This window comes from Gordonia sp. UBA7599 (assembly GCA_002477755.1).
In the GTDB taxonomy this organism is placed as follows: domain Bacteria; phylum Actinomycetota; class Actinomycetes; order Mycobacteriales; family Mycobacteriaceae; genus Gordonia.
This window is the reverse complement of sequence record DLKD01000108.1, coordinates 1-11,657: the sequence shown is the minus strand read 5'-3', so window position 1 is coordinate 11,657 and position 11,657 is coordinate 1. Positions and strand designations below refer to the sequence as shown.

The 11,657-nt window shown below is 63.4% G+C and carries 10 protein-coding genes; 1 reads left to right on the top strand and 9 read right to left on the bottom strand.

Annotation, left to right across the window (positions count from 1 at the left end; all coding sequences use genetic code 11):
- The 4 genes from B4L26_RS12325 to B4L26_RS12310 form a co-directional block, all read right to left on the bottom strand.
- Positions 1 to 896, bottom strand: an 896-nt coding sequence (locus B4L26_RS12325) for a DUF222 domain-containing protein (RefSeq protein WP_290719154.1), incomplete at its 3' end; no start/stop codon positions are given.
- Between the two features lie 159 nt (positions 897 to 1,055).
- On the bottom strand, positions 1,056 to 1,865 hold the full coding sequence (locus tag B4L26_RS12320) for an EamA family transporter (RefSeq protein WP_290719155.1): 810 nt from the start codon (positions 1,863 to 1,865) through the stop codon (positions 1,056 to 1,058).
- 90 nt (positions 1,866 to 1,955) lie between these two features.
- On the bottom strand, positions 1,956 to 4,997 hold the full coding sequence (locus tag B4L26_RS12315) for a type I restriction endonuclease subunit R (protein WP_290719153.1): 3,042 nt from the start codon (positions 4,995 to 4,997) through the stop codon (positions 1,956 to 1,958).
- A gap of 30 nt (positions 4,998 to 5,027) precedes the next feature.
- A complete protein-coding gene (locus tag B4L26_RS12310; protein WP_290719152.1) occupies positions 5,028 to 5,288 on the bottom strand; it encodes a type II toxin-antitoxin system Phd/YefM family antitoxin in 261 nt (86 codons plus the stop codon).
- Between the two features lie 273 nt (positions 5,289 to 5,561).
- On the opposite strand from B4L26_RS12310, the gene B4L26_RS12305 reads away from it, so the two are divergent.
- Positions 5,562 to 5,858, top strand: a complete 297-nt coding sequence (locus B4L26_RS12305; protein WP_290719151.1) for a hypothetical protein — start codon at positions 5,562 to 5,564, stop codon at positions 5,856 to 5,858.
- Here B4L26_RS12305 and B4L26_RS12300 read toward each other — a convergent pair.
- The 5 genes from B4L26_RS12300 to B4L26_RS12280 form a co-directional block, all read right to left on the bottom strand.
- A complete protein-coding gene (locus B4L26_RS12300; RefSeq protein ID WP_290719150.1) occupies positions 5,837 to 6,397 on the bottom strand; it encodes a hypothetical protein in 561 nt (186 codons plus the stop codon). The genes B4L26_RS12305 and B4L26_RS12300 overlap by 22 nt on opposite strands.
- Entirely contained in the window at positions 6,390 to 8,075 is a 1,686-nt protein-coding gene (locus tag B4L26_RS12295) for a DUF262 domain-containing protein (RefSeq protein ID WP_290719149.1), read from the bottom strand. Before B4L26_RS12295 ends, B4L26_RS12300 begins: the two co-directional genes overlap by 8 nt.
- Positions 8,072 to 9,238 (bottom strand): restriction endonuclease subunit S, encoded by a 1,167-nt coding sequence (locus B4L26_RS12290; protein WP_290719148.1) that lies wholly within the window; start codon positions 9,236 to 9,238, stop codon positions 8,072 to 8,074. Before B4L26_RS12290 ends, B4L26_RS12295 begins: the two co-directional genes overlap by 4 nt.
- Positions 9,235 to 10,941 (bottom strand): type I restriction-modification system subunit M, encoded by a 1,707-nt coding sequence (locus B4L26_RS12285; protein ID WP_290719147.1) that lies wholly within the window; start codon positions 10,939 to 10,941, stop codon positions 9,235 to 9,237. The genes B4L26_RS12290 and B4L26_RS12285 overlap by 4 nt, the downstream gene beginning before the upstream one ends.
- Before the next feature lie 39 nt (positions 10,942 to 10,980).
- Positions 10,981 to 11,657 (bottom strand): hypothetical protein (locus B4L26_RS12280; RefSeq protein WP_290719146.1); only part of this gene is annotated, 677 nt, incomplete at its 5' end.

The window sequence follows — 11,657 nt, the reverse complement described above, 5'->3', positions numbered from 1 at the left end:
GGTGTTCGGGTGGCGTCGGCCAATGGACTTGTGGGGATCAACACCGGTAGCGGCACGGTCAACGCGACCCGCGCCACCACCCCACCGGCGATCGGTCGATCCGGATTCGCCAGATACGCCGACACCATCTCGACGAGCCCATCAGCACAACGGTGACCCTTGGTCCGCGGATCACGCCCACCATCCGGTGCCGGGACCGGCTTGGTCAACGGCTCCAACGCGGTCAACAACTTCTCACCACTGATCTGATCCAAATCGGCTTGCACCCGCACCCGACCCTCATCAGTACGACTGACGCTGGCCTCGTTGAGCATCGGGTTATCGGCCGCAGCGATACTGGGCGGATCAGCCGGGGCCAACTCGTGGGCGATCTCCCGGGCCTTCTCCCCGATCTGGGCCGGAGTATCGAAGCGGGCATGGACCCCCAACGTCGAGACGACCGCCTCCTTGTGCGCCGCATACCCGTGGGCCCCGACCCGCGAGCGCACATGATCGAGCCCGCGCACCATCGCATCGGCGTGCTCGAGCGACAGATCCCCGTCACGCATCTCCCGGCAGAGCTGGGGCAACTCCTCCAACCGTGCCCCCACCCGGACCAGTTTGGCCACCGAGGACGGCGCCAACGGCAACTCGAGCAGCACATCGCGACCCGACCGAAGCTTGCGCCGCACCGGCAACCCCATCGCCTGGGCACGCGCGGACCCGGCGGCCATCAGATAGTTCCCGATCGCCACCAACCGGAACCCACACGCCAACACTGACAACACCGCCGTGTCATCCTCGATCGGCTTCGCCCCAGCAAGCAGATACCCCACCCCGGCGCCGGATTCGACCGCCGCTGGCGCGAGGTCATCGGCCAATTCCCCGATCAATTGGGCCAATCTCGTGGTGTCCATCCCCCGCCCCCCTGATGCTCAATGTGTTGTGTATCACACTATCGCACATGTGTTCGGATGTCTAGAGGTTTCCCCAACTCCCGATCCGATCTGAACGCAGGCTAACTCGGAGGTCTGACAAACCCCTGACCAGCGAAAGAAGGTTGTTCTGCCCCCGCCTCAGCCGACGACTTCCTCCGCCGTTTCATCCTCGGCCGAGCGGACCGCGACGGCGATGGCCACGCACACGATCCCGACCGTCTCCAGCGGGCGCGGCACCTGACTCAGCGCCAGGAAGCCGATCACCGCGGCGGTCACGGGCAACAGCGCCAGCAGAATGGCGAACCTGGCCGCGCCGACCCGTTTGAGCACCACCTGGTCCAGCGCATACGGGATCGCCGTCGACGCGACGCCGACCAACAGCCCCTTGCCCAGCACGTCCAGCACCGGCGCACCGTCGGCAATCCCCTGCCACACGAACCAGGCCAAAGGCGACGTCAATACCGCGGCCATCACGAACCCCGTCGCCAGATCTTCGGCACCCGATCCGCGCTGGGCGACCCGCTTGCCCAGCACGATATAACCGGCCCAGCACACCGCTGCGACAAGCGCCAGCACCACGCCCACCGCCGTGCCGCTCCACCGTACATCGGCGATCAGCAGGACCCCGACGATGGCGAAAACGAGCGCCACCATGTCACGTCGCGTCCGCGAGCCGACGACGGCGACGGCGATCGGCCCGAGGAACTCCAGCGCCACCGTCGTGCCGAGCGGCAGGTGCGACAACGCTTCGTAGAAGGTGATGTTCATACCCGCGGTGATCAGCCCGAATGCCATCGCCAGTCGCAGCCGGTTCCACCGCCAGGCGTCGCGTCCGGGGCGGACCCACGCCACCAAGACCAGGGCGGCGCCGGCGATCCGCAACCACGCCACCGCCGACGGTGAGAGCACGTCGAACAACCCGACGGCCACGGCCGCGCCGAGGTACATCGACGTCGCCCCGACGATCATCAAGCCGGGCGGCAGTAGACGATCGGTGGTCCTCACCCGCCCAGGCTAGGACACCTCGATAGGCGTCGGCTATCCGGCGACCTCGGCGTATAAGAGCCCCGCCAACCGAGACATGACCATCTGTCGCATCGGCGCATCGGTGTAGAAGAAATCGGCGACGGTCTTAAAGGCCGACTGATTGTCGGCGACGGCGTCGACGACGGCCTCGTCGAAGTCGGGACTCTCTGCAAACTGCTGGATCGTATTGACCCTCGCCTGCTGACGCAGGTCGTCATTGCCGGCGAGGTTGGCGACAAGGGCTTCGATGAACGACTCAACCTGACTACGCCCAAGTTCCTCTGCCCCCAACAGCTCGTTGAGCAGCTCCACGACCTCAGACAAGGCCACCATCTTCGGGTCCTGAGCAGCACCCGAGCCGGCCGCGGTCACACCGCGCAGACCCTTGTCGTCGCCTTCCAGCTTCAGTTCGGCCGACCCGCGATCTCGCAGTTTGAGCGCGACGATCTGCAGGCTCGACAGGTCGAGTGCACCCGGATCGTGCGGCAGGGACAGCCGCCGTTCCAGCAGCCGGAACGCGATAGACCGCTCTTCCAGTTCGACGCTGGAGTAGTCGTAGATCTGGCTGAGGAAGTCGTACACGCGGTTGAACGTAGACACGTCCTTCTTGAAAATCTCGAGCGCGTCGACGGTGGCCTTGTCGCCGCGCTCCTTGGCGTTCGTATACATCGTCGTGTAGCGCGAGGTCACGGGCGCGAGAGCCGAATCCAAGGCCTGGTTACCTCGGCGCTTGAGCCACACATCCACAATCCGACGCAGCTCCGCGTCGTCGTACACACCAGCGGCGTCGAGCTTCGCCTTCAACTCCCACACCAGGTTGGGGTCGGTGATCGTGTCGAGGTGGGCGTCGCGGTAGTAAGGCCGGAAGTCGTCGAGCACCTCGTCGGGGTTGTTGACGAAGTCGACGATCATCGTCGTGTCCTTCACAACGCCATCGGGGGTCCGGTAGGTCCGGTTGAGCCGCGACAAGGTCTGTACCGTCGTCACGCCCGATAGCCGCTTGTCGACGTACATCGCGCACAGCAACGGCTGGTCGAAGCCGGTCTGGAACTTGTTGGCGACGATCATAATCCGGTTCTCGTCGCGCATGAACGCGCTTCGCAAGTCGCCGGCCCCAGGGTTCAACGTAGCCTCAGTCGCGCCTTCTACACCGAACTCTGGGTCGTCGACGGACCCCGAGAAGGCGACGAGCGTTTGGTACACATACCCCTTCGTCGCAATGTAACGGTCGATCTCACGCTTGTAGCGCACTGCGGCGAGGCGGGAATCGGCGACGACCATAGCCTTGGCGTGGCCGTCCAGCAGGTGGGCCACATTCTCGCGGAAGTGCTCGACGATGACGGTGGACTTTTGCGCGATCGTTTGAGCCTGAATCCGCAGCCACCGCTTCGCCTGTTTCGTGGCTTCCGTCTGGTCGACTTCGACCTCACCGCCCTCGGTGGCGAGCCTTGCCGCGAGTAAGTACGAGTGGTAGCCGCGCAGCACGTCGAGGATGTAGTTCTCCTCGATCGCCTGCTTCATCGAATAGACGTGGAAGGGTTCCGGCTTGTCGCCGCCTGGCGGTGTGCGGCCGAAGATCTCAAGCGTCTTGGCCTTCGGGGTGGCGGTGAACGCGTAGTAGGAGATGTTCGACGCGGAGCCGCGCTCCTGAGCGGCGGCCGCGAGGAGGGCTTCGGTATCGACCTCACCACCGTCGCCGAGGTCGGCGATCTCGGCCCGGGTCAGCACGCTCTTGAGCTTGGTCGCCGCTTGCCCCGTCTGCGACGAGTGCGCCTCGTCGGCGATGACGGCAAATCGCTTGTCGACCAGACCACCGAGTTCCTCGGCGACGAAGGGGAACGTCTGCAGCGTGACGACGATGATGAGCTTGCCCGAGTCCAACGCAGCAGTCAGGAGCTTCGATTTCGAACCCGCGCCGGCCTTTTGGACGGCCTTGGCGTCGATAGAGGCGACGATCCCCGCGTCGTTGCTGATCTGCTTCAGCGCATCTTGCAACTGGGCGTCGAGGACGTTGCGGTCGGTGACGACGATGACGGTGTCGAAGACCTTCTCGTCGGCGACCTGCAGTCGTGCGAGTCGGTGCGCCGTCCACGCGATGGTGTTGGTCTTCCCCGAGCCCGCGGAGTGCTGGATGAGGTACTTCTGGCCGACCCCCTCTGCAGCCGTCGTCGCGGCGAGCTTCCGCACCGCATCCCATTGGTGGAAACGCGGGAAGAGCAGCCTCGTCGAGCGGTCTTTCCTACCGGTGATCGGATCGGTGGCCACCACCTTCTCCAGGTGCATGAACCGGCCGAGGATGCCGAGCAGCGCGTCGCGGGCGAAGACTTCTTCCCACAGGTACGCGGTGGCCGATTTGCCGTCGGCAGCTGGCGGGTTGCCCGCGCCGCCGTCGGCGGTTCCCCGGTTGAACGGTAGGAAGTGGGTCTTCTCCCCCGCCAGCCGCGTGGTCATCCGGACTTCCACATTGGAGACGGCGAAGTGCACCAGCGCCCGGGTGCCGAAACCGAGCAATGGCTCGTCGCGGCCGTTGGTCTTGGGCTTGCGGTCGCGGCGGTACTGCTCGACGGCGTCGTCGACGCTCTGGGTGAAGTCGGTCTTGAGCTCGATGGTCGCGACGGGGATGCCGTTGACGAACAGCACCATGTCGATGCTGCGGTTGTCGGCGGTGGAGAAGTGCACCTGCCGGACGACGCGGAGACGGTTGCGGGCATAGTTCGCGACCGCCGTCTCGTTGCGGCTTGACTCCGGCTGGAACTGCGCCATTCTGAACGACGCGGCGATGTGCTGGAATCCGCGCCGCAGCACGTTCAACGAGCCGCCGCCAGCCTCCATCGGAGTGTTCAGCCGCTTGACCAGCGCATCGAGCACCACGTCCGAACGGCCGTACTTCGCGAACTGGTCTGGTTGTGTCTCCTCCAACCAGGTGAAGACGTCGTCGGGCCAGAGTGCGCGAGCACGGTCGTAACCGTCGTCGGTGCGCGAGTAGTGCCACCCGTTTGCGGCCAGGTGCTCGGCAATTTCTTCTTCGAGCTTGTACTCGTTGTAATCAGCCACGAGCGGGCCGTCCTAGGCACGCGTTGGTGTTCACCACGTCGACTTCATGTCCTGGATGAGCGCTTCGATCGTCGGGGCAGTCTTGGGCTGATGGCGCGGTCGCGCGGCGAGATCCGCACGCCCTCGCTTGCGGGCGGGGCGGATGACGAGCGATGAGGAGGAACTCTGATTTGGAAGCAAGCGAGCGATCGGCCGGTTGCGCCGGGTCACGACAAACGATTCACCCGATTCGACCGCACGGAAAACCTCAGTAGCGTTTCGACGCAACTCCGTGACGGTGATCGTCCTCATTCCGACTCCTCGTAGAGATTCCGTCCAGTCTAGGAAAGAAAGGCCCCTCCAATTTGAGCATCGTCGAGAGGCTGGGGAGGGGGTCGATTGACTGCCACTTTGCCCGATACGTCGATGATCCACAATGACGGCCGTGATGTCTGCAAGGCTGGTCCCAGGTTTCGCACCATCCGCGCAACCTGCACGCTGGTGCCGCCCGATCCAAGTCGCCCGTAGGGAGTAGCAGGAATGGGATGGTTCCATCCAGAGGAGGCAGCCACAGTCGGAGTCGTTATGCGTTACGCGGACAGCAAGCCGGGTTCACGCTACCGCATCGAGTTCCCCGACGGCGAAGGCTACATTTGCACCTGGTTCACCGACTACGAGAGTGAGAACACCGGCGACCTCGACATCGAGATGGACGATCCACGGTACGACGAGTTCCATCAGATCTGGTTCACGGTCACGGAGACACTCAAGCCCGGACCACGCGGCTCCGACACCGCGCTCACGGTCGACTACCGCGATTTCCCTGCGTCGATCATCGACGCCGACACTGGGACCGTGATCTATCTGGCACCGTCCCCGTAGTCCTCCTCCGCATCCGAGTCGTCGGCGAACACCGAGTACCGGGGGTCGGCCACCAAGACGTCCATCACCTCGATGAAGGAGTTCGCGGCGTCGACCGAGACGAACTCGCCCAACTGCTCGGGATCGAGATTGGGCGCCAACAGGCCGAGTACGTCACCGGTGACGCTGGGCACGACCCACAGCCGTCGGATACCGCCGGCCGCGATCCTTCTTTTCGGGTCGGGGTCGTTGCTCAATTCGACAGGCGCAACCCATTCGACGCCGGGATGGCTGGTGTCAGCTCCGTCGAGCACGTGCTCGCCACCGATCCGCGCCTGCTCGGGCATTGCCACAATGTGCTCGATGAGATCGGCGGCAACACCGGCCGATGGCACGTCGTAGATGTAGCCAAGGAGGACGGGCTCGGGCTCGTCTCCGCGAGCCAGAGCCATCGCCACCCGCTCCCCTGACTCGTCGGTGAGGATCGCCAGTTCCGCATAGTTGCCGTCATCGAGCACGGTGGGCCAGTGCGCGATCATCTGAACCTCGTCGTCACTCATGCGTCTCCAATCCGAAGAACTCGTTCAATGCCGCTGCTATCTCCGCCCGGCGCTCCGCGATGAATCGTTCATAGTCACCAGCCTGGTCGCCCCACGCATCGAAGTCGATGAGCTGGGCCGCGAAGTCTTCATCCGCGTAGACGCCTCGGTACTCGGCGGGTGCCTTTGCACTGACTTGCTTGTTCGTCCCAGATCCGATGAACGCGAGATTGGCGATGTCGTTGATCTCGGCGTCGGACAACTCAGGCCGGTTCGTCTTCAGGTAGTCCTTCGGGAAGATGTGATGGAATTCGATCTTGTCGGCCTTGTTCTGGTGCTTGGGACTGATCACCAGCGACGTCTTCCAGTCTCGCGCGTGGTGTCCCGCGAACAGGATGAACATGGTCTTGAAGGCACCGCTGCGGGCACTCTTGCCCACCAGGTCGGCAGGCGTGAAGTCGAGGCGGCCGAACTGCTGCTGTAGTCGGGCTAGCAGGCCGCCCACACCCTCGTCCTTGCGCAATGCGGCGAGGTCCTGGTCAAGCAACGTCTCCGAGGACCCTCTCGAGTACCTGCCCTTGGCGTTCGCAACCAAGAACCACTGTCGGAAGGCGGCAGCCTCAGACGGCGCGATCTTCAGGTCACGCACGTGCGCCCAGTAGGCGACGGTCGTCACCAGGAAGGGCGAGGACAGAACAGTGGGACTGTCGATTCCGAAGTTGCTACGCAGGTAGTCGATAGCGAAGTCGACGACGCGTTTCGTGTCCTCCCACGCCGGCTCAAGTTGCTCCTTGGTCAGGCTGCCAACGGTGAGGAACCTCGATTGACCCGTGAGGGTGGCGATCATCGTCCGCAAGTACACGCTGAGGTCAAAGTCGAAGCCCTTGGCCGCCACCGACTCCTTGTAAGAGGTGAACAAGTCGAGCGACCCGCGCCAGCGCGCAGTGATTTGCGCCATCGCGAGATCGGAACTGCGCAATTTGACACCCTGCGAGTTGACTCGCACGAAGATCTCGGTGACCTCCTCGTAGGACATCGTCGGTGCAAGGACCTCCGCCCTGTAGACGTACTCGCGGATCCGACGTAACTGCGCCAGTCGAGCCTGGTAGCGCTTGAAACGAGGGTCGTCCCATCCCGTCAATCCAGCACTCTGAAGAATCTCCGTCTCATCCCTGGCGAAGACGTCTGAGACCTTCACCCAGTTGTCCTGGGCGAGTATCGCATTACTCGCAACTACGAACGCACGACGATTAGCCTTGTCAACTACCGATAGCTCCGCTTCATCAGGAGCATCCGCATCATCCGGCTCGTCGACCTCAGTTATGAAGGTCAACTCGTCCGGGTGATTCAGATTGAAGAGAATGTCGACAGGCCTCTTACGGTGCCCGACACTGACGGGCTCGCCACGTAGAACAGAGGAAAGCGAGGTCAAGCGCTGCTGGCCATCGAGCAGCAGCAACGCCGAACCCACCTTTGCCGCGTTGGCTGCGACCGCAAACTCTCTCGTCGCAACGTCTGAGTCGTGCGGCGTCTGCCACATCAGGATCAGGCCGGAGGGGTAACCGCGGTAGAGAGAGTCAAGAAGGTCTCGCACCTTCGTCGACGTCCACACGTATTGCCGCTGCATCTCGGGTAGCTGCAGTTGACCATTCTCGATCATCGCTACGAGTTCGCTAATCCTATAGTCCCGATGGCTCACGTCGTTGCCCCTTGCACGTCGATCTGGCCGGTCACGGCCGCGGTGATGAGTGCCGCTCGGCGCTCTTTGGACAGCTCGATGAACCGCTCCGCCTTGTCCGTGAGGCGACCACAGGATTCACGTGCAAGTGAATCAGCTTCGACACTCTCGAGTTGAACCGAGCGCGCCGGCACCGCGACGCGAATCTCGAGGAGGTCGACGACGTTGATACGCGGAGTGCGCACGGCGCCGCCTTCAGTGCCACCGATTCCCTTGAGACGACTCGTCATCTCGGCGACGAACTTCGCTGTTCGCATTACCTGTGACAGCCAAGTGGGATCGATATCCGGCGCACATCGCAGGACTGCGTAGTCAGGACTGACGATGCCATCCTCGCGGGCCACACCAAGCGCCCCCTGAAATGCACGCATGCGGTTCACTACGATGTCATCCGCCCGGACCACCTTGTAGTGGCTGAGGTCCTCTGATGCCGCTTGAGCCGAGTCCACCAACCGCCGAGAGACGCCACTGACGATCGAAACTGACAGGAGGGGCAACTGCCGCCCAACTTGTCCCCCCGCGCGCTGGTCAATCTCCGCTAGCACGGTCTTCAACCGGTGGCCGGAGCCGACCACTGTGGCAAAGCCCGCTTCTCGCACCACAGAAGAACGCTCGCGGAGCACCTCGATCAACTTCTTCTGCTTCACGATCAGCTCGTCGATCTGGGCGGTCTCGCGGTCGAGGTAGCTGCGAATCATCCGCTGAACTTCAACCGCTGGCAGCGGTATCCGGTGGGACCCCAAGTCACCTTGAGTCATACTCGGCAAGGCCGTGCTCGTTGAGTAGTACCCAAATGGCATCGTCGTGGCGTAGTAATGCAGAAACCCAGCGTCTACCTGCGGCGACAACTCGGTGTAGAACATCGTGTCGACCGTCCAGAAACGCCCAGCCACGAGCAGCGGCCTGTCGATCGTTCCCTTACGGCCGAACAGCACGCTATCGCCGTCGTAGAGATATGAAGACGCACGACGGAACTCGCCACCAGATCCGTAGACCGGATACCCACCCTCGCTGACCTCGACATCCGTGTAATCGGCACCATTGCGAACCGCCGCGACACGACGCAGCTGTACCAACTCCCACCCCGCAGGAAGGTTTCGCTGCCACTCCGGTGACCAAGTCACGCCTCAACCTCACGAAGAAGTTCCATGATCTCCCCCGCCAGTTGGTTGAGCTCGGCGTCGATCTCCTCCAACGGCCGGGGTGGCATATACTTGTAGAAGTACCTGGTGAACGGGATCTCGTAGCCGACCTTGGTCTTCTTCTCGTCGACCCAAGCGTCGGGGACGTACGGCAGAACCTCGGCGGCGACGTATGCCTCAATCCCGCCTTCGTAGGTGAAGGGAACGTTCTCGGTGTCGCGCTTCTTGGCGTCGGGTTTGGGATCGCCCTTGCGGTCGCGCACGATCTCGCCGTCGTCGTCGAGGAGCGGTCGCTCGACGGTGATGGTCCAGTAGCCGAACTCCTCCACGTCGAAGATCTTGGAGTGCTCGCCGTCGGCGAAGTCGTCGTAGATCTTGACGATACGCTCGCGATCGGCGTCACCGACCTCGCGGTTCTTGGACCCGAGGTTCTTGCGCAGCTTGGTCCAGAAGCCGGTCGCATCGACGAGTTGGACCTTGCCCTTGCGCTCGGGTCGTTTCGTGGTGTCCAGGAGCCACACGTAGGTGGCGATGCCGGTGTTGAAGAACAGATTGGTGGGCAGCGCTACGATCGCCTCCACGAGGTCCGATTCCAGCAGCCAGCGGCGGATCTCGCTCGGGCCCGAGCCGGCCGCTCCGGTGAACAGCGGTGATCCGTTGAGGACGATGCCGGCCCGGCCGCCGCCGTCGGCCGGCGGGCGCAGCTTGTGGGCGACGTGGGTGAGAAAGAGGAGTTGCCCGTCGGAGACGGCTGGTGTGCCGTGACCGAAGCGGCCGTCGGGAAACCGCTTCGCCTCGTCCTTCACCGATTCCAACGACGACTTCCAGTCGACGCCGTAGGGCGGGTTGGAGAGGACGAAGTCGAAGGTCTGGCCCGCGAACTTGTCGTCCGCGAGCGTGTCGCCGAGGCGGATGTTGGTGGCGTCCTGGCCCTTGGCGATCATGTCGGACTTGGCGATCGCGTACGACTGGTCGTTGATCTCCTGCCCGTAGAGGCGCAGGCGGGCCTGCGGGTTGCGCTCGAGGAGTCGTTCCTCGGCGACGGAGAGGAAGCCACCGGTGCCGACGGTCGGGTCGTAGATGGACCGGACGGTGCCCGGCTCCATCAGGCCCTCCTGCTCCTCGGCGAAGATCAGGTCGACGATCAGCCGGATCGCATCGCGCGGCGTGAAGTGCTCGCCGGCCTCCTCGTTGGAGGCCTCGGCGAACCGCCGGATCAGTTCCTCGAACAGGTCGCCCATGTCGGCGTTGGAGATCCGGTCCGGGTGCAGGTCGACCTCGGCGAACTGGCTGACTACCTGGTAGAGCCGATCCTTCTCCGCGAGCGTCGCGATCTCGCCCTCGAACTTGAAGCGCTCGAACACGTCGATGTTCTCGCTGAACCGGTTGATGTAGTCGACGAGGTTCTCCTCCAGGCCCTCGGGGTCGGCCAGGAGCTTGGCGAAGTCGAATTTGCTGGTGTTGTAGAAACGCAGCCCGGTCGCCTTGTGCACGGCGCGGTCCAGACGTGGGCCCGCCGCAGTCTCCTTCGCGAGCGCCCGCACCTCGTCGCGGGTCGGTTCCAGAATCGCGTCCATCCGCCGAAGGATGGTGAACGGCAGGATCACGTTCCCGTACTGGTGGGGCTTGTAGACTCCGCGCAGTTGGTCAGCAATCGACCATACGAAGTTGCCGAGGGTGGTCACAGGTGATGACAGTAGTAGAGGCGGCCGACAGCGCGTGTCCTACGCTGCGTCCTCGTCGTTCGGGTCGGGCAGTGTCGCTGTCCCCGCCACCAACGGCTCGATGATGTCGTCCAGGACGAAGGTCTCGCAGGCGTACATACGCTTGTCGAGTGTCAGCCCACTCAATAACGTCGCGGCCCGAGACCGCCACTCGGGCACGTCAAGGAAACTCGACCAGCCGTCGCCGATAGCCAGGTGCTCCTGGAACTCCACGTCGTCCCAAGCCGAGGGTGCCTTGACCTCGATAATCCGCACGGGTTGTGTCTCATCGACGATGATCGGACCCGCTGGGTTGGGCGGTAGGTAGCTCTCGACCATCTCCAATGGGGCCGACACCCCGACCCTTATGTGGTCAGCGTGCGCAGCGAGGGCGTGCCCGTAGCGGTGTCTGTCGATCCGCGCCAGCTCGTCGAGCCACCACAGGACGTTGCCGAGGTGGTCGGGTTGGGCGTTGAACGGTTGAACATATCGGAGAAGGTCGAAGCTGTTGTCAGAGAGTGCCTTCAATCGACCGCGATGACTCTTATTGTCAAACTTTGTAGCGTCGTCGAAAGTCGGGAACATCAACCCGCGCTCATTCGGCGGCGGATTCTGACCGCTGTCACGCACGGCCATGAAGTAGACCGCGCCGTCGAGCGCTGCTCGCAGCTCGTACAGCTGTCGGCTCCGGTCGAAAA